Here is a 20185-nt window from a genome sequence, read left to right as displayed (position 1 = left end):
ATGCGCTCATTCAGAGCGCATTTGAATCCATTCAATATACTGGTTGGCTATGTCGGTGTGGTCTTGGAAACCGAGAAATTCATGTTTCCATGGCCCTACTGCGTACACAGGAACGTCTTCGCCGGTGTGTCCTGACGTGGTGTAACCTGAACCTGTATGAAAGCGAACGATGCTAATAAGAAGATCGTGTAGAGCTTTTTGCTGAAAGCCACCTTCCAACGTTTTAATGCGATCAAACTCGGCTTGATGCTCAGAGCTAAGTGGGAAAGGCATATGCTCGGTTAAAAAGCTGTCCCAATCCACGGCAGGTAAGTCCATAAGCTGCGTTTCGATATAGCTGTAGCTGTGTTGAATACGCGCTACCTGCGCCGCACGCCATTGATACTCACCGTCAGCACCTAATGTTAAACCACCCGTAGAGTGATCAGCGGTCATCACCAGCATCGTGTCGTTTACACTTTCGACGTAGTCTGCAAGCCAGTCGAAGGCAATCTCTAAATCTTGCATTTCATGCATAGCGCAGGCGATGTCGTTGGCATGCCCACACCAGTCAATCATCGACGCTTCAATGAGAAGTACGAAAGGTTGGTCTTGGGACTCTAACAAGCGAATTCCATTTTCAACCATTTGGCGCAGGCGTGGCTTATCGTCGATAACAAATGGGAAGTTCTTTTCATAGAACAGGCCAGTCAAAGGCAATTGTTGTTGAGCCGATAATGCGTCCATATCTTCTATAACGTGCATACCTTGAGATGACATGTCTGCAAGTAAATCTACACGTTCACCGTTTTCTGTGTCGTAACGGAAATAGCTACTTCCGCTACCTAGAAGTAAGTCGAACTTCCAGCTTCCTGCTTCTGTTTGTTGCGCGAACTGGCGCGCAATTTCATGCTCTTCTCGGCGAGAGTTTACGTTCGTAAAAAATGAAGCGGGGGTTGCATGCGTAACGCGTGTAGTTGCAATGGCACCAGTCAGGAAACCATGTTCTTTGGCATAATCCATCATGGTCATTAAAGGTTCGCGCAGAGTGCTAACGCTGATTGCGCCATTATAGGTTTTAACACCGGTGGCAATAGCTGTGGCACCTGCAGCAGAGTCAGTGACTAGGGTGTCGTCTGCAGGATAAGTACTCGCAAGACCCACTAAGTGACGGTCTAGGGCGGTGGCTCGAATGTCGGCGGCTGATGTCATGCCTCTACCGTCTTTAAAATAACGGTAAGCCGTCGTGTATGGCATGCCCATACCGTCGCCCACGATAATAATGAGGTTTTCAGGCGTTTCGGAATTGCTTTGCGCTAATGCCGGCTGCGCTATGAGTATTCCGGCGGCTATGAATAAGCTTTGTAAAAGACGGTTCATGATCAAGTTTCCAAATTTATCGTTTACGATTCTGTTCTCGGTTTTCTAGTTTACTCAGCATATTTTTCTGAATCATGACATAGGTTGCTCCGTAACCTCCATGCTGGCGTTGAGCCGTATGAAAAGCAAGAACATGGTCTAAGTCTTTCAACCATTGGTTGCATAGGCTTTTGAGTAACGCGGGTTGCTCGGCGCTATATTTCCCTGTGCCGTGAACAATGCGACAAGTGCGAATGCCTCGTCGGTAACAGTCTGCGATAAAACGAGCCACTTCACTTCTCGCTTGTTTTGCACGCATGCGGTGAAGGTCTAAGTCTGCGTCGACAGGATACTTTCCGCGTTTAAGTTGCCGAAATACCCCGTCTTGAACGCCTGGTCGACGCCATTCAATAATACCGTCTGGTTCTACCCATTCGTGTACCTGATCGGACAAACCTTCACCTGGATCTTTTTTCTCGATGGCGGTTGCTGCAGCTCTGCGGGCTGCATGTGTTTCACTTTTTTCCACACCATAACGGGTGTTAGCAACCGGCTCTTGCTTGAGCGGAGTGACGTCTTGCATTAATTCGCGAAAGATATCTGCTTCGTCTTCCTTCATGCTTCCCTCCCACTTCAGACCGACAACATTTTATCAGAATAGCCATGAAGAAGCAGACAAAAAATGGGGTCAGAGCACCAAGTGCTCTGACCCCCTGAGGGATTTTCAAAAACCTCATAAAAAATAAGAGCTTCCAGATAAAAATGAGGAGAATAGCAAGCTCAATAAAAATAATGGTAAATCTAGCCTAAAAGCCTATGGAGCGTAGCTTTGAGGAAATAAAAGATGGGGGCAGAGCACTTAGTGCTCTGACCCCATCTTTGGTTTTAAGTTTAGAAGCTGTATTGCGCGCTTAGTTGTAAGCGGTCTAGATTACCTTCGCCACCGTTGTAGGTTTCTCTGCTGGCGCGACTTAGTTCTGCACCAACACGTAAGCGTTCGTTGATGCTGTACATCACGTTAGCTGCAACACGCTGCATGCTCTCGCTTGCGGCTGCGCCAGTTGACGCTGTGTGGTCGTCTATATCAATGCGCGAAAACACTAAGTTAGTGCTTACTTGACTTGACCAAACATGACGATAGGCAAATGAATAGGCTGTTAAGTCGATGGCTTCGAGGTCGTTCTGCGCATTCAGCACCGCGCCATTTGTGGCGTTTAGACCCACGTAACGTCCTAGCCCAGAACCTGTAACTAAACCGATTCGCACATCATTTTGTCCGAACTTAATTTTGGTAGTTAGGTTTACACCAAATCCTGTTTCGCTGCTGTCTACGCCTGAAGCTGTGTCTTGGTATTCAATTTGTCGAGCAATTGCAGCGATGCCATAGTGAACTCTTTCACCAGAGTGACGATAACTTAGGGTTAAGTCGGGCATCGCGCTGTCGCCAGTGGTAATTCGGCTTGTTCCACCCAAATAAGGCGTTACTGTGCTTTCAGGTTGCTCAACAGAAAAAGCGAAACCATTACCCGCTGTGTAACGAATCTGAGGTTGTCTGTTAAACACGGTACCTGCAGTTACGCCGATGAAGTCGACCGACTCCGGTAAGATAGCGAGGTCTTGGAAGTTACTCCAAGTTTGACCCACGGTCCAATTCTGGTATTTGAAAAATGCATGGCGCAAACGAGGCGTGTATGAGTTCGAAATTCGTTTGTCGCCGTTAGGTGTAGCGATAAAGTCTATTTCCACATGCCCTTGAATGGTTGTACCGTCGTCAAATGTGTGTGCCGATTTAAGCCATAAACGGCTTTGGCGCGCGTGGAAGTCGGTGTACGTGTTACTGTCTGAAGGAGCTCCAGCTCCAAGCACCGGCGTTAAGCTGGGAATGTAAAAGTCGCGCCCGATGTTGTTCGCGCCTAATGATCCAGAGTCAGTAGTGGTGGTTAGTGCATCGAATTTAATATAACCACCAAAGTCGAATTCGGTGTCGGCAAATGCCGCGGGTGAAAGCGCGACTAATGAAGCCGCTGCAGAAGCATAGGTCAGTGTACGCAAATGTTTTGTTATCGTTGTTAATTGCATGATAGTCCCTCGTACGTTGTTCGCTAATCGCGGACAAAAATGGATACGTTACTGCTCACTTAATGTGCCTAAAAAATGAACTAGAAATAGAGAGGAAACAATCTAGACATTGGTCTAATGGGTTAGACCATAGTCGAATCCCAATGATCTAAGGTGTAAGGTATAAAATTGAGCACAGAAGTAGAGGAGAGATACGATGTCAGTGAAACCCATTCAACTTAGTGAAGACCAACAGTACGTAAACCACCTGAACCCTGAAAAGTATGCGTCGATGTACGAAGAGTCGATTAAAGACCCGGAAGCATTTTGGCGCGAGCACGGGCAGCGACTCGACTGGTTCTCTCCGTACACTCAAGTTAAAAGCACAAGCTTTGCTGAAGGCAATGTAGATATCAAATGGTTTGCCGACGGCACTTTAAACGCATGTTACAACTGCGTAGACCGTCACTTAGCTGAACGAGGCGACAAAAACGCTATCGTTTGGGAGGGCGACGAAGTCGACGTTCAGTCTTCACTCACTTACAAAGAGCTGCATGAAAAAGTGTGTCGCTTCGCTAATGCGCTGAAGTCGGCGGGTATTGAAAAGGGCGATCGTGTTGCCATTTATATGCCGATGGTGCCAGAAGCTGCCGTAGCTATGCTTGCATGTGCTCGTATTGGAGCTGTTCATTCCGTAATTTTCGCAGGCTTCTCTCCGCATGCGATTGCTGACCGTTTGAATGACTGTGGTGCTAAAGCCGTAATTACCTCTGACGAAAGCCGTCGCGGTGGTAAAACGTTCCCAGTAAAAGTGAACGTGGATAAAGCGCTAGAAGGTAATGCTTGTCCAACGGTAGAGCATGTTGTGGTGTTCCAAAATACAGGCAACAAAGTTGATTTCACCGCGCCGCGCGATTTGTGGTGGCATGAGATTGTAGGTAAAGAAAGTGCCGACTGCCCAGCAGAAGTAATGAGCGCTGAAGACCCACTCTTTATTTTGTATACCAGCGGCTCTACTGGTAAGCCGAAGGGCGTGTTGCATACCACTGGCGGATACATGGTATGGACTTCGATGACTCACCAATATGCTTTCGATTTACAAGAAGACGACGTGTATTGGTGTGCAGCAGACGTTGGCTGGGTTACAGGTCACTCTTATATTGTGTACGGCCCACTAGCGAACGGTGCTACAACGCTAATGTTTGAGGGTGTTCCTACATATCCTGACGTGTCTAGAATCGGCAAGGTGGTCGACAAGCATAACGTAACTATTCTCTATACCGCGCCAACTGCTATTCGAGCCTTAATGGCGAAAGGTAAAACTGCGGCGCAAGGCAGTACACGTAAAAGTTTAAGACTTATGGGGAGTGTAGGTGAGCCTATTAACCCAGAAGCGTGGGAGTGGTATTACGAAACGATCGGAAATAGCAAATGCCCAATTATAGACACTTGGTGGCAAACAGAAACCGGTGGCATCATGATTGCGCCTATCCCTGGCTCTGTGAAAGAACTGAAACCAGGTTCAGCAATGAAGCCTTTCTTCGGTATTCGTCCGGCTCTAGTGGATGCTGAAGGTAATGTTCTTGAGGCGAGTAATGATGTTGTAGAGGGTAACTTAGTTATTCTAGACAGCTGGCCTGGACAAGCTAGAACGCTTTGGGGTGATCATGAGCGTTTCGAACAGACTTACTTCAGTACCTATAAAAACACCTATTTTACCGGTGATGGCTCGCGTAACGATGCCGGTGAAGACTACTGGATAACTGGCCGGGTAGATGACGTGCTTAACGTTTCAGGACATCGTTTGGGAACTGCTGAAATTGAAAGTGCTTTGGTTGCTCACGACTCAGTAGCAGAAGCTGCGGTGGTGGGTTACCCGCATGACTTGAAAGGGCAGGGCATATACGTTTACGTGACTCTGGTAGACGGTGTAGAGAGTAGCGACGAGCTTAAGAAAGAACTCGTGCAATGGGTACGTACCGACTTAAGCCCAATTGCTACGCCAGACTTCATGCAGTGGGCTCCAGGCTTGCCTAAAACACGTTCAGGTAAAATTATGCGTCGTATTTTGCGCAAAATAGCGTGTAACGAGTTTGATTCTCTGGGCGATACATCTACTTTGGCTGATCCGTCTGTGGTAGATTCATTGATAGAGAATCGATTAAACCGGTAAGTACCTAACGTGACACAACAAACTAAGCTACTGATAGCTGATGACCATCCTTTGTTTCGCGAGGCTCTGCAAGGAGCGCTCGCGAAACATTTTGATGATTTAGTTATTGAAGAAGCTGACACACTGGACGCTATTCTTTTTAAGTTAGAACGCTCCGACGAATATGACCTTATTCTGCTGGATTTACATATGCCAGGAGCGGGTGATTTATACGGTTTAATTCGTATTCGAAACGACTACCCTTCACTGCCTGTAGCTATTATTTCAGGTACTGAAGATGCGCATGTCATCGGTCGTTGTTTAGGTTTCGGTGCCCTAGGCTATATTCCCAAGTCGTTACCTTCCCAAGAAATTGCTCAAGCTATTTCAAAAATACTCGAAGGCGAAGAGTGGGTGCCTGCTGCGATTTCAGAGCAACTTGAAGAAGTGTCGAGTGAAGACCGTGAACTCGCCGAAAAAATGGCGACTCTTACACCCCAGCAATACAAGGTGCTGTTCCATGTTCATGAGGGCTTGCTTAACAAGCAAATAGCCTACGAACTGGGAATTACTGAGGCCACCGTAAAAGCACACATGACCGCAATATTCCGTAAGCTCGACGTTTACAGCCGAACGCAAGCCGTGTTACTTGCTGAGAGGCTACAGCTCGACCCTCCCGAAGAATAAACCTCATCAAATAAGAATAATTCTCAACAACTATTGCAAATAAGAATAATTAGCATTAAGGTATGAGTAAGCCTCGATGTTCAGCAAGATATTTTTTGCTTGCCACGCTATGGAAACTTGCTTGGCATCGAGGCTATATCTACGGGTCGGCAGGCAACAAGGATGTTGCTTGCATTTCCAAAGGCCCTCGCTTTATCGCTCTAGTATTTTCAAAAACGATTTCAGCTGTGCTGGTTTCACCGGTTTGTTGAGGTAAGCGAGCTTTTGACTTTGTGCTCGTTGCTTAACTTCCGGCTCACGTACTGCGGTAACCAGTGCCCCTGGCACAGAGGTTTGCCATATTTCTCGAAGTGTCTGGGCAAGCTCTATACCGTCGATTTCGTCGTCACCTAATTGATAGTCGAGTAACATTCCGTCTACTGGGGCGTTCGACTTTGCCCACTCAATGGCTTGCTGAGGTTGCTGAAAACGAATGCACTTCAGTCCCCATTTTTGCAGTAGCGCTTCCAGCGCATCTAGGTTGCTTTGAGCGTCGTCCACGCAAAGAATATGCATAGAAGATTTCAAGGCATCTGAACGCGTAAACGCGGGTCGCTTTATGCTTAATTGATTTGCGTCCCCTAGTGGAACGGTCACGCTAAAGCAGCTTCCTTTACCCAGTGTAGAGCGAAGCTTTATCGGATAGTCGAGTTGGTCGGCCATGCGTTTGACGACACTTAATCCTAAGCCAACGCCGCTCACTGAACCTTTATGTAAACGCACGAAAGACTCGAAAATTTGTGTGAACTGACCTTCTGGAATTCCAGGTCCCGTGTCCCAAACTTGAATTTCAACTGCATGTTGGCGTTTGCGTACGGTGAGTAAAACCTGACCCTGTTCACAGTATTTCATACCATTAGAAAGCAGGTTCTGAACGATACGGCGCAGATACGTTGGGTCTGTATGTACGACTGCGTCGTAAGTTTTAACCCTGAACGCCACTTGCGATGTTTGCGCTAACACATTGTATTCTTCAATGAGAGGCTCAAGGATGTCTTTCAGAGCAACATGCTTTTTCTGCGGCAGCATCGCCCCTTGTTCCATTTTCGCGATGGCTAACAGCGAGCTCAGCAAGTTCTCTGTAGAGTCGAGTGCATTTTCTACTTTGGAAAGGAGCGGCCTAGATTCAACAGTTACCGCCGCCTCGTCAATTGCTGAAAGGTACAGGCGGGCGGCGTTTAGCGGCTGAAGAATGTCGTGGCTAGCCAACGCCAAGAACTTGGTCTTACTCGCATTGGCCTGTTCCGCTTCGGCTTTTGCTAGTTGTAGCTCTTGTTCGATCAACCTACGGCGTTCAATTTCTTCCGTGAGCTCGCGGTTGATTTCACGAACTTCACTGGAGCGTGACTTCACTCTAGCTTCAAGGTCGATATTGGCATCTTCTAGCGCTTGTTGGGTTTCAATATGCTCCGTTACGTCGGTAAAACTGGTTACGAATCCGCCGCTGGGTAGCGGGTTACCCACCATTTCTATGACGCGCCCGTCTGAACGTCTGCGAATGAAACGATGTGGTGAGCCTTCTTGCATATAGCGTAAGCGCTTATCTACAAGCTGTTCTACTTCACCCACACCGCATTCTCCTCGCTCCGCATTGTAGCGAATGAGATCTGCAATAGGCCTACCTGGTTGTACCATGCCTTCAGGGTAGTCAAATAACTCCAGGTAGCGCTTGTTCCATACCACCAAACGCAATTCTTGGTCGACCACTGAAATACCTTGCGCAAGGTTTTCCAATGAGCTGAACATAATCGACTGTTGCGTTTTTAAAGCTTGAGTGGTGTCGTCGAAGAAGTTCACCACCTCTTCTAAGTTGAGTTGGCGGTTTGCCAATGCGGCCGTAACTAATGAGCGCGCACTTGCCGCACCAATCACACCAGCGATTGCGCGTTCCACATAGTCAATAAAAGGGCGAGTGACTAGATCTTGCGGAGAAAGTTGCTCTTGTGACTGGTATTGGGAAAGCAATTGTTTTGCTCTGGGCGCACCTAACAATGTTTCCAATAAAACAATGAGGTCACTCACATGTGCTTTAGGCGCTTTTTCTTCGCTGACTTGATGCTTCTGTGTTCGAGGATGAACAAAAGCAGTAGCTTGTATTTTGTCGAGTAGGGAAGGGGTCGCTAAATAACTAAATACAACATACGCCAAAGCATTTGCGCTCAATGAATATAGCGTTCCGAAGGTGATTATGGTTTCGTGCTCGTGGCTACCGGTTTGCATTAGTGGCACAAGAATATGGAACACCCATACGCCAAGACCTGTAAGCAGCCCCAAGTATACCCCTTGAGCATGTCCGCGCGACCAGTACAGCCCTCCAATAAGTGCGGGTATTAACTGCAGTACAAGTGAGAACGCGAGTAAGCCGATACTGACTAAGTTAAAATTAGCCATCCATAGGTGGTAACAGAGCCATCCGAGAATAAGAATAACTACAATCGCAATACGGCGGATGGTGGTAACGCCTGAATAAAAGCGCCCCGTGGTTTTCATGCGCTGACCCGAACGCCCTAACCAAATGGGTAAAATAACGTCGTTACTGAACATCGTGCTTAACGTTAGCGTGGCAATAATGACCATGGCTGTGGCAGCTGAAATACCACCGATATATACAATAGTTGCTAGCCAAATAGCATTTTCTTGTAGGGGTACTTCTAACGCATACACTTCGCCGCCTACTGAATTGCCAACTAGCGGTTGTCCAAACCAAGCAATAGCACTAATGGCAGCCGCCGTCAGTGCTAAATAAAGTGGGAAAAGCCAGCGTGCGGTATCCAAGTGAGAGGTTTTTACGTTATCGACAACGCTGACATGAAATTGGCGCGGTAAACATAAAATAGCCCCAGCAGCCATGAGTAACTGCAATAAAAATTCTGGAGTAAGCCAGGTTGCGAAAGACCAATTGGTAGTGCGTGTTATTGATAACAGTTCTGTAGTGGGCTGCGTTTTAAAAATCCACCAAGTAAATACACCAGCTGCACATAGGCCGAGAAGTTTTACCAATGACTCAAAAGCAATGGCGAGCATCATACCGCTGCGATATTGCGTGAGGTCGATTCTGCGGGTACCAAAAGCTATGGCAAACATGGCCATAAGTATGGCTATTGTAAGTTCTTTAAAAGAGTCTGTTTTGCTTTCAACCGGTGTTGTTGCCAAGAAGTCAAAGGTGCTGCCCACAGCTTTCAATTGTAAAGCGATATACGGAATAATAGCTGCCGCACTAATCAGCGTAATAACTAGTGCCATTCGGTGGCTTTTGCCGTACCGGGAAGCAATAAAGTCGGCTATGGAGGTGACATTGTGGCGCTTAGAAATGGTCACCATTTTACGAATAATAGGTAGCCCGAAAATATAGAGTAGTGTTGGGCCTAGTAGGATCGGTAAGAAACTCCAGCCACCGTTTACAGCATTACCTACCGCACCGTAATAAGTCCAAGACGTACAATAAATAGCGAGAGACAGGGCATATACCCACGGATGCAAACTTAGCTTGTAACCGAAAGACTTCTTGTTTTCACCCCAAATGGCGATAGCAAAGAGCACCGCAATATAAATAAGGGCGCTACCAATAAGAATTGTAAGCATATTCTGTGTTTCTTATTCCCTGTTTGAGTGCTTCTGACCATACCACATTAATTAGGCGTTCTACCTATTCGACCAAAGTCCAATTTTTTAATGGGCAAAACCCGACAATACTGTCACGGTCAAAAAAACAACAAATGTGAACAACACCTCACAGGAGGACATTATGGCATTTGAATCAGCAGACCATGCCAAAGCTTACTGGAAGGAAAACCTTTCACTTATGCTCAAGCTTTTGAGTGTTTGGTTTTTAGTTTCTTTCGGATTTGGAATCATCTTGGTTGACGTACTTAACCACATTACTTTCTTCGGCTTTAAGTTGGGCTTTTGGTTCGCTCAGCAAGGTGCGATTTATACGTTTATCGTTCTGATTTTCGTTTATATCTCGCAGATGAATAAGCTCGATCGCAAATTCAAAGTGGATGAGGAATAATCACGATGGATATTAAAACTCTAACATTCATAGTCGTGGGATTGTCATTCGCCCTTTATATCGGTATCGCGATTTGGGCTCGTGCCGGCTCAACGACAGACTTCTATGTTGCAGGCGGCGGCGTTCCTCCTGTTGCAAACGGAATGGCAACTGCAGCTGACTGGATGTCTGCAGCTTCCTTTATTTCAATGGCAGGCCTTATTTCAATCCTAGGTTACGACGGAAGTGTATACCTGATGGGTTGGACTGGCGGTTACGTACTACTGGCGCTTTGTTTGGCTCCGTATTTGCGTAAGTTCGGTAAGTTTACCGTGCCAGACTTCATCGGCGACCGCTATTATTCACAAACTGCTCGTACCGTTGCGGTTATTTGTGCAATTCTTGTGTCGTTTACTTACATTGCAGGCCAAATGCGCGGTGTAGGCGTAGTGTTTAGCCGCTTCTTGGAAGTAGACATTACCGCCGGTGTATTGATTGGTATGGCTCTTGTGTATTTCTACACTTTGCTCGGTGGTATGAAAGGTATTACTTATACCCAAGTAGCGCAGTATTGCGTACTCGCATTTGCATACACAGTTCCAGCCGTATTTATTACCCTTCAAATGACAGGCCATGTGTTACCGCAAACAGGTTTTGGCGCGACACTAGCCGATGGTTCAGGAGCATACTTGCTTGAGCGTTTAGACGGGTTGTCTCAACAGTTGGGCTTTGCAGCCTACACTGAGGGCACGAAGTCGAAAATAGACGTGTTTGCAATTACGATGGCTCTGATGGTGGGTACTGCGGGCTTACCACACGTAATTATTCGCTTTTTCACTGTACCGAAAGTTCGTGATGCACGTCGTTCTGGTGGCTGGGCTTTGGTATTTATTGCTGTAGTTTATACCACTGCACCTGCAATCGGCTCGATCACTAAAGTAAATATCTTGAATACGCTTAACGGTGAAGCTCAGCAGGGTGTGGAATATGAAAATGCACCAAGTTGGGTGAATAACTGGGAGCAAACAGGTCTTATCGAGTGGAACGACGAGAACGGTGATGGTCGTATGTTCTATTCGAATGATGAGCGTAATGAGATGCGTGTAGACGCTGACATTATTGTTCTAGCAAGTCCTGAAATTGCGAAGTTACCGAACTGGGTGGTTGCATTGGTAGCTGCCGGTGGTGTGGCTGCAGCGTTATCAACGTCGGCAGGCTTGTTGCTCGTTATTTCGAGCTCGGTGTCTCACGACTTGATGAAGCGAACGTTAATGCCAGACATAACCGACAAGCAGGAGCTTATCTATGCTCGTGTGGCAGCCTTGGTGGCGGTAGTTATAGGAGCGTGGTTTGGTATTAATCCGCCCGGCTTCGTCGCCCAAGTGGTCGCCTTCGCCTTCGGGTTAGCCGCGTCCTCGTTCTTCCCTGCGATTATTATGGGTATATTCCATAAACGCATGAACAGCACAGGCGCAATTGCAGGTATGGTAGTAGGTATCGTGTTTACTCTTGCGTATATCGGTTACTTCCGCTTCATCAACCCTGCGGCTGATTCACCAGAAAACTGGTTGTTCGGTATTAGCCCTGAAGGTATTGGTACAGTGGGCATGATCCTTAACTTTATCGTAGCGAATGTGGTGCTGAAATTTACTGACGACGCACCAGACGAAATTCAAGAAATGGTTGAGTCTATTCGTTATCCGAAAGGTTCAGGTGCTGCTACTGGCCACTAATAGCACTCGATAAATATGTGTAATGAGAAGCCGTTGTTCGCTCGAACAGCGGCTTTTTTGTAACCTTTCGTTGCTGGCGCTTGCCTTGAATCCTAGTTGTTATAGTCTAGGTGAACTAACTAGGAGATGGACCATAAAATGAATACAATAAACGGATTCGTATCGCGCGCAACTTGGCTGGGTGCAATGACATTTGTCGTTGCGCTTTCTGGTTGCTCACAAAAGAGCTCGGAGTCTATGCAAACTGAAGTTACACCGCCTGATGTTGAACAAAGGCCTTATACAGTAGAGTCGCCGCAAGGTAATCGCGTTGACCCATATTATTGGTTACGTGACGACAGCCGTGAAGACCCTGAGATTATTGCTTACTTAGAGGCGGAAAATGAGTATTACGACAGCTATCGTGCTCATTACTCTGAGCTAACAGAGCGTGTTACTGAAGAAGTTATCGGAAGAATTAAGCAAGACGATGAGTCTGTTCCTTATCCGTTGGGCGACTACAGTTATTCAACACGTTATGAAGAAGGGCAGGAATACCCTATTTATATGCGTAAACATTTGGAAACTGGGCAAGAGCAAACCCTACTGAATGTGAACGAGTTGGCGCAAGGATTTGAATACTTCTCTGTGAGTAACTGGGAAGTGAGCCCTGACCAACAATGGCTTGCCTACATGGTCGACACCAGTGGTAGACGCCAATATGAATTGCGCGTGCGTCATATTGCTTCGGGTGAAGAGCACAATGACGGTCTAACTGGCTTGTCGGCAGCTATTGCTTGGGCAAAAGACAATAAAACATTGTTCGTGATTGAAAACGACCCGCAAACCTTACTGAGTACCCGTGTATTAAAACATGAAGTGGGCACACCTGCTGACTCGGCAGAGTTGCTGTATGAAGAAACTGACAACACCTTTTATATGTGGGTATATAACACCACTGATCATGACTATGTCGTTATCGATCTAGAGAGCACGGTGTCTAGCGAAGTGCATGTACTCGACGCAGACACGCCGGACGGTGAATTACAGGTTATTGCTCCGCGTGAGCGCGATGTGCTTTATACCGTAGACCACCTTGAAGGTGACTTTATTATCACCACCGACTGGGACGCGCCGAATTTCAGAATTATGAAAGTTGACGCCGACGAGATAGGTAGCCGTGACAATTGGGAAATTGTTGTTCCTCATCGCGAAGATGTGATGATTCAAAGTATTGAAGTGTTCTCTGATTATTTAGCGATTAATGAACGCAGTGAAGGTTTGCGTCGTATTCGTGTGGCGCCATGGGAAGACTTGGAACAAAGCGTGTTTATTGAAACCGACGAAGAAGCTTATGTCATGTCGTTTTCTACGAACTACCAACAGAACACGAAAGAACTTCGCTTCAATTATTCGTCGTTAACTACGCCAACTATTACCTATGCGCTTGATATGGAAACAGGTGAGCAAGTTGAGTTGAAGCAAACAGAAGTTGTAGGTGACTTTGACTCAGACAACTACGTTACCGAGCGAGTATGGGCGACAGCCGATGACGGAACTCAAATTCCTGTAACGTTATTGCACCATAAGAACTTTGAGCAAGACGGAACCGCGCCTCTTTATCAATATGCCTATGGCTCTTACGGTTCTTCTTCTGACCCATACTTTCGCTCAAGTGTGTTGAGTTTGGTTGACCGCGGGTTCGTATACGCCATAGCCCATATTCGTGGCGGTCAAGAGATGGGACGTCAATGGTATGAAGACGGCAAGATGCTCAATAAAATAAACACATTCACCGACTTCATTGATGTGACTGAGTTTTTGGTTGCAGAAAGATACGCTGATCCGCAAAAAGTGGTTGCTATGGGAGGAAGTGCTGGTGGTTTATTAATGGGTGCCGTTGCAAACATGGCACCTGAACTTTATACCGGAATTGTTGCGCATGTACCGTTCGTAGATGTAGTAACCACGATGCTCGATGAGAGTATTCCGTTAACTACAAATGAGTTTGATGAGTGGGGGAACCCGAAACATCAGCCTTACTACGACTATATGCTATCGTATTCACCATATGATCAGGTGAGCGCGCAAGATTACCCTGCGTTTTTGGTGACTACAGGGTTGCATGACTCTCAAGTTCAATACTTCGAGCCTGCCAAATGGGTAGCAAGGTTGCGTGATCTGAAAACAGACGATAATCCATTAGTGTTTAGTATCAATATGGATGCGGGACATGGTGGTTCGTCTGGTCGCTTCTCTCGTTTAGAGGAAGTTGCGCAAGAATATGCGTTTGTGATTGACCTTGTGGGTGCTTCGCAAACGCCAATTTTCGAATAACAACAGTAGACAAAGCCAGAGGGCACAATGAAACATTTATTATTAAGTGCAGTAGCTGTTGGGTTGGTGAGTGCTTGCTCACCTGCTTCCGACGAGCAACAAGGAAATTCAGAAGTAACTATGAATGAATATGCGCCAATCACTTATCCTGAAACGCGCCAAGGTGACACTATAGACACCTATTTTGGCCGTGATGTTGCAGACCCATATCGTTGGTTGGAGGACGACCGAAGCGCTGAAACTGAAGCTTGGGTTGTTGCGCAAAACGACGTGACTTTCGCGCATTTAGAAGCGATTCCTTATCGTGAAGATATTGAGTCACGTTTAACGCAAATGTGGAACTACGAAAAAGTGAGTGCACCTTTTAAAGAGGGAGATTACACCTACTTTTATCGTAACGACGGTCTGCAAAACCAATATGTTGTGTATCGTCAAAAAGACGGTGAAGAGCCTGAGGTCTTTCTAGACCCGAATACCTTTAGTGAAGATGGGACAACGTCTTTAGCACAGCTAACATTTTCTGAAGACGGCTCTATTGCCGCGTACTCAATTTCAGAAGGTGGTAGTGACTGGCGTAAGATTATTGTGATTGACGCTGAAACGGGTGAGCAATTAGAGCCCGCTATTGTTGATGTTAAGTTTAGCGGTATCTCATGGGTTGGGAACGAAGGGTTTTACTACTCAAGTTACGACAAGCCAGAAGGTAGTGAGCTTTCTGCGAAAACAGATCAACATAAACTTTATTACCATGAGTTAGGCACTGCACAATCTGAGGATGCGTTGGTGTTTGGTGGTACAGAAGCCGACAAACACCGCTACGTGCAAGCTTCTGTAAGTGAAGACAATCGCTTTTTGTTTATCTATGGTGCGAACTCAACGTCTGGGAACAAGATGTTCATTCGTGACTTAGAGAACCCAGAAGCGGGATTAACAACAGTGCTTGATCACGATCAGTCAGACACGTACGTGCTAGACACTCGTGGCTCTACTTTGTACTTATTAACTAACCTAGACGCGCCAAATCAGCGTGTAGTTACTGTTGATGCAAGCAATCCAACTCCAGAGCATTGGCAAGACTTTATTCCGGAAACGGAGAATGTGTTGAGCCCGAGCACCGGTAGCGGTTATATCTTTGCGGAGTACATGGTTGACGCCATTTCTCAAATCGAGCAATACAACTACGAGGGTGAGCATATTCGTACCGTTGAGTTGCCGGGCGTGGGCAGTGTAGGTGGCTTTAGTGGCAAGCGTGAAGATGAAACATTGTATTTCACCTTCACTAATTACAGCACGCCATCTAGCATTTATGCGTATCAGCCAGACTCGGGTGAGTCTGAAGTGTATCGCGAGCCAGCAATAGACTTCGATTCAAGCCAATTCGAGTCGAAGCAAGTGTTCTATACCTCGAAAGACGGTACTCAGGTTCCGATGATTATTACGTATAAGAAAGGTTTAGAGCTCGACGGTACTAACCCAACTATTTTGTACGGCTATGGTGGCTTCAATATTAGCTTAACTCCGTCTTTTAGCGTGGCAAATGCGGCTTGGTTAGAAATGGGCGGTGTTTATGCGGTTGCCAATCTGCGTGGCGGCGGTGAATACGGCAAAGCTTGGCATGATGCAGGCACGCAAATGCAAAAGCAGAATGTATTTGATGACTTTATCGCGGCAGCAGAGTACTTGATCGCGGAAGATTATACGTCTTCTGATCGTTTAGCCGTTCGCGGTGGTTCGAATGGCGGCTTGCTAGTAGGTGCGGTAATGACGCAGCGCCCCGAGTTGTTTGCGGTAGCTCTTCCTGCGGTGGGTGTACTTGATATGCTTCGCTATCATACCTTTACAGCGGGTGCTGGCTGGGCTTATGACTATGGCACGTCGGAAGATAGTGAAGAAATGTTTGATTACTTGCTAGGTTATTCGCCAGTGCATAATGTTGAGGAAAATGTGAGTTATCCTGCAACTTTAATCACTACAGGCGACCACGACGACCGCGTAGTTCCGGCGCACTCATTTAAGTTTGCAGCGGAACTTCAAGCAAAGGCAAGCGACGACACGCCTCAGTTAATTCGTATTGAAACGAATGCTGGACATGGTGCGGGTACGCCGGTGTCTAAAACTATCGAACAATATGCAGATATCTATAGCTTCACGCTGTTCCATATGGGTGTAGGAAGCTTAGAAGAGTTGCATTAAACCATATGGCTAGCGACCGAGATACACTCGCTCAAACTCCGCCTTTCGATAATTTGTCTGAGGCGGATTTCGACTATGCATTTAACCATATGCAGGCGATGTATCTCAGTCGCGAAAGCCGAGAAGACATTGTACGTTCCGGTAAGTCGTTACTTTATTTAGTGCGAAGCGGAACATACGACCTCGTAACACCGCAAGGCCAAGCGTTAGCTAGATTAGAAGTTGACGATCTGTTTGGCTTCCCATCTTTACTTACTGGCCGTAAGGCTGCCAATCGCATTGAGGTGATTCAAGACGGAATTGTGTGGACATGGGAAGCAGACGTTTTTCATGAACTGCGCAAACGTAGCACTGCTTTTGAGCAGTATTTTGTGGATGCTCACGGCAAGCGTTTACTTAGTGAAGCTCACGCGAAAGAAACTGTCGATTGGACCATAAAACCTATTTCAGAGGTTTTGCGTCGCTCGGCCGTACAAACTTCACCAACAACCTCTATTCAAGAGTCGGCTCAAATTATGGCTGAAGAGGGCGTTTCTAGCTTGTTGTTGGTTGAAGATGGTCAGTTAAGAGGAATTCTTACCGATCGTGACATTCGAACGCGTGTTGTCGCGAAAGGCATTAAGTTAGCGGTGAGCACACGTGCGGTGATGACTCAGTCGCCAGCCACCGTGTATGAGCACCAAAGCTTATTCGATGCTTTAACGGTAATGGGAGAACACAATGTTCACCACTTACCGGTACTGAGTAAAAAAGACGAAGTACTAGGTGTGGTAACAGTCACCGACCTCATGCAACAGCAGCGCAGTGAACCAGTGCTGCTGCTCAATGCTTTATCCAAGGCAACTACTCGAGAAGCGCTAATTTCCGAGGCGCTGAAGATACCCGAGTACTTGCATAGTTTTGGGAGTCGAATTAAAGACAACGCTTCATTGGGTAAGTTGTTGGCGTCGTTAACCGATGCGCTCACCCGTCGCTTTATTCAGTTATTTGAGCAACAACATGGTAGTGCTCCATGCGCTTACACTTGGTTAGCGTTCGGCTCGCAGGCTCGTTTTGATCAAACCTTTGGCTCAGACCAAGACAATGGTCTTCTGTTAGCCGATGAAGTTACCGAAGAGCAGCGTAATTGGTTTGCCAAGTTAGCAGAAGACGTTTGCCAAGGACTAGCCGCAGCGGGTATTCCCTTGTGCCCAGGCAATGTGATGGCCATGAACCCCAAATGGCGCATGACGACTCTCGAGTGGCAAGACACGTTTAAGCAATGGGTGCGCTCGCCAACTCCCGACGCTATTTTGAACTCTATGATTTTCTTTGATAGCCGAGCCATTGCTGGAAGTGAAAGGCTTTATAAAAAGCACAGAAAGGAAGTGGCTAAAATTGGCAAAAGTGACGTGTTCTTGGCAAATATAGCTAGACATATCGCTACACTCCCAGTGCCGCTTGGGTTGTTCAACCGTTTTCGAACGAAGCATGACGAAACGGGGGAATACCTTAATGTTAAAACTCACGGTATAGCTATAGTGAACGATATTGTTCGTCTGTATAGCATTGCCGAAGAGATTACAGACGCCGCTATTCCGGACCGCTTTGAGCAATTGAAAGGAAGTAAGTGGCTTACGGACAGAGATAATCAGAACTTACTCGAAGCGTGGCAGTTTTTGGTGCACTTACGTATTCATTCTCAGCTTTATAAGTCGAATGCGAGTCAGCCGAGCAATTCTATAGCGCCCGAAAAGTTAAGTACCTTGCAAAGACGTCAGCTAAAAGCAGCATTTCGTGTGGTTAAAGACGCTCAGCAAGCTATGGGCTTCAAGTTTGGTCGTCAATTGTAATGGCGGCATGGAAGCAATGGTTCGCATCAGGTGGCGACTGGCGCAGTAAGCCCTGGTTTGCGGTTGATTGTGAAAGCAATGGCACTGATCTCAAAAAAGCCGAAATATTGAGCGTAGGTTGGGTGCCTATTCAACCGCCGTTTGTAGCTTTGGGAAAAGGGCAATATCAGGTTATTCAGCAGCAACTGAACTTGAACCAAAGTGCTGTGGTTCATCAGCTTACTCACGCCGATATTCAAGATGGTGAACCGCTTCAAGATGTACTCTCACAGTTAAGAGAAGCAACACAAGGGGCCTATTTAGTTGCACATCACGCTGCTTTCGACAAAACCTTATTAATGAACGCTATGCGGGCGCAGGGTATGGTTTGGCAACCTGCGGGGTGGTATGACACTTTGCGCGCAGAAAGAAAAATTCTAAACCGCCAAAATGCAGTATTGTCGGGAAAGTCTCTGCAGCTCGATACGTGTTGCCAGCGTTACGGCTTACCTAATTATCACCAACATCATGCTTTAGCCGACGCTATTGCTTGCGCGGAATTGTTTCTGGCGCAGCAGTATAAGCAGTCAGGTAGTTCAGAGCTGGCGTTAAACCAGGTACTCGCTCGCGGTCAGTAAGGCTTATTCAAAAACAACCATGTCTCTAACTTGTACACCCAAGGTGTGGCTAGATTCGCTAGCTTGTAACGTACTTGAGCTACCATTTACCTGCGATACGGTGAAGCTGTTCGGGTTAACTACCCATTGCTCTCTGTAATGGCCTTGCGCGTCGAAGAATCCACCGCGATGTAATATACGGGCACTCAGTCCCTCTGAAATAGCGTGTTGAGTACCTAAGTTAATGAATACACTATCGCTTTGAGTTCTGACCACACGACCTCTTAATGGCTCGCACTGTAACTTTTCGTCAAAACCGTAAACTACGTCACGCATTTTGGATTCGAGCTGTTCGCCAAATGCACTTTGCCAGAACGACTCGCTATTCACATTAACCTGTTCGTTGTACTCAAATTGCCATGGCGCAGTGCCACTTACGCTAGCGGTCGTGATCAAGTTACCGCTTGCTGCTTCAATAAGATAAATACTGAGTTCATAGTGACGTTCATAGTTGGGGTGGCGCCAAAACGTTAAGTTTGCACCACTCACGGGCTCTGCACTTAAGTCGTGAAATATACCGGCAATTACATATTGGCTGTCGTGTTCATAACCCACGTGCCTTGCCCAGTCTTCAAGTTCGGTGCTGTCGGGTGCGCGCATACGCTGCACTAAACCTTGCGGGGTACTTAGGAAGTGCTGAATATTTAGCTTTTGGCTATGGCGACCCAGTAGTCGACTGAAGCGAAAAGCACTCGCAGATGGGATATCGTCAATTGCACCGTGGCGAAGCTGGCTGTCGTCCATAACTTCAAAATGAGTGAGTACAGCTGTGGGCTGAAATTGAGCACTGCCGCAACTCGCGTTTTGAGGTTGCACTAGCGTTCGAAGTGTAACTTCATGGCGTTCTCCGTTGGTACGCTCACGCACAAGTTCAACGTGTTCTATACTGCCGCGACTTCGCCATTGAATACTTTGGCCAGTAATAACACCGTCTACCACTTCTTCTACGCTTTCAATTTGCCCACCGGCAAGGTCTAAGCTTTGGCGTAGGGCGTTTTCGATAGCTTTTTCACGAGCACCTTCTAAGTCACCATTAATAATTGGTGCCCACCCTTGAGTTTCGTACCATTGTGCCGAAAAACTAGGTGTAGACGTAAATGTGATGAATGCTGTAAGAAGACTCAGCTGAATAATTAAAAGCCATTTTTGCCGCATTTTTGACACTCGCTCTACGATATCTAAATTCTGCT

13 protein-coding genes are annotated in these 20185 nt (G+C 46.7%); 8 read left to right on the top strand and 5 right to left on the bottom strand.

Features of this window, described 5'->3' with window-relative positions:
• Positions 1 to 6: 6 nt before the first annotated feature.
• The 3 genes from EYQ95_RS06330 to EYQ95_RS06320 all read right to left on the bottom strand — a co-directional run bounded on the left by EYQ95_RS06330 (position 7) and on the right by EYQ95_RS06320 (position 3390).
• Complete coding sequence (locus EYQ95_RS06330) at positions 7 to 1359, bottom strand: alkaline phosphatase (RefSeq protein WP_111915064.1); 1353 nt, start codon at positions 1357 to 1359, stop codon at positions 7 to 9.
• 16 nt (positions 1360 to 1375) lie between these two features.
• Positions 1376 to 1957: a DNA endonuclease SmrA gene (gene smrA, locus EYQ95_RS06325; RefSeq protein WP_111915063.1), complete on the bottom strand. Its 582-nt coding sequence runs from the start codon at positions 1955 to 1957 to the stop codon at positions 1376 to 1378.
• Positions 1958 to 2229: 272 nt separating this feature from the next.
• Entirely contained in the window at positions 2230 to 3390 is a 1161-nt protein-coding gene (locus EYQ95_RS06320; protein WP_207916244.1) for a DcaP family trimeric outer membrane transporter, read from the bottom strand.
• Positions 3391 to 3613: 223 nt separating this feature from the next.
• On the opposite strand from EYQ95_RS06320, the gene acs reads away from it, so the two are divergent.
• Positions 3614 to 5569, top strand: a complete 1956-nt coding sequence (acs, locus tag EYQ95_RS06315) for an acetate--CoA ligase (protein ID WP_111915061.1) — start codon at positions 3614 to 3616, stop codon at positions 5567 to 5569.
• Between the two features lie 9 nt (positions 5570 to 5578).
• The gene (locus EYQ95_RS06310) at positions 5579 to 6235 is read left to right on the top strand and encodes a response regulator transcription factor (protein ID WP_111915060.1); all 657 of its coding nucleotides are present in this window, start codon (positions 5579 to 5581) and stop codon (positions 6233 to 6235) included.
• Positions 6236 to 6427: 192 nt separating this feature from the next.
• Here EYQ95_RS06310 and EYQ95_RS06305 read toward each other — a convergent pair whose 3' ends face one another.
• Positions 6428 to 9856 carry a PAS-domain containing protein gene (locus EYQ95_RS06305; RefSeq protein ID WP_111915059.1) on the bottom strand — a complete coding sequence of 1143 codons (3429 nt, stop codon included), beginning with the start codon at positions 9854 to 9856 and terminating at the stop codon, positions 6428 to 6430.
• A gap of 163 nt (positions 9857 to 10019) precedes the next feature.
• Here EYQ95_RS06305 and EYQ95_RS06300 point away from each other — a divergent pair, with 163 nt between their 5' ends.
• From EYQ95_RS06300 to EYQ95_RS06275, 6 genes are all read left to right on the top strand, one after another.
• Positions 10020 to 10286 (top strand): DUF4212 domain-containing protein, encoded by a 267-nt coding sequence (locus EYQ95_RS06300; protein WP_111915058.1) that lies wholly within the window; start codon positions 10020 to 10022, stop codon positions 10284 to 10286.
• Between the two features lie 5 nt (positions 10287 to 10291).
• Positions 10292 to 11998 (top strand): sodium:solute symporter family protein, encoded by a 1707-nt coding sequence (locus EYQ95_RS06295; RefSeq protein WP_111915057.1) that lies wholly within the window; start codon positions 10292 to 10294, stop codon positions 11996 to 11998.
• A 138-nt stretch (positions 11999 to 12136) separates the two neighbouring features.
• The gene (locus EYQ95_RS06290) at positions 12137 to 14314 is read left to right on the top strand and encodes a S9 family peptidase (protein WP_243618919.1); all 2178 of its coding nucleotides are present in this window, start codon (positions 12137 to 12139) and stop codon (positions 14312 to 14314) included.
• Positions 14315 to 14341: 27 nt separating this feature from the next.
• Complete coding sequence (locus EYQ95_RS06285; protein ID WP_111915056.1) at positions 14342 to 16507, top strand: prolyl oligopeptidase family protein; 2166 nt, start codon at positions 14342 to 14344, stop codon at positions 16505 to 16507.
• Between the two features lie 5 nt (positions 16508 to 16512).
• On the top strand, positions 16513 to 18339 hold the full coding sequence (locus EYQ95_RS06280; protein ID WP_111915055.1) for a DUF294 nucleotidyltransferase-like domain-containing protein: 1827 nt from the start codon (positions 16513 to 16515) through the stop codon (positions 18337 to 18339).
• Positions 18339 to 18956: a 3'-5' exonuclease gene (locus EYQ95_RS06275; RefSeq protein ID WP_111915054.1), complete on the top strand. Its 618-nt coding sequence runs from the start codon at positions 18339 to 18341 to the stop codon at positions 18954 to 18956. The genes EYQ95_RS06280 and EYQ95_RS06275 overlap by 1 nt, the downstream gene beginning before the upstream one ends.
• A gap of 3 nt (positions 18957 to 18959) precedes the next feature.
• Here EYQ95_RS06275 and EYQ95_RS06270 read toward each other — a convergent pair whose 3' ends face one another.
• Positions 18960 to 20150 carry a flagellar assembly protein T N-terminal domain-containing protein gene (locus EYQ95_RS06270; protein ID WP_111915053.1) on the bottom strand — a complete coding sequence of 397 codons (1191 nt, stop codon included), beginning with the start codon at positions 20148 to 20150 and terminating at the stop codon, positions 18960 to 18962.
• Positions 20151 to 20185 lie beyond the last annotated feature (35 nt).

The sequence above is a fragment of the Lysobacter sp. N42 genome, from assembly GCF_004344885.1.
Note: the sequence above shows the minus strand (reverse complement) of the source record. Positions and strands in the feature narration are given on the sequence as shown.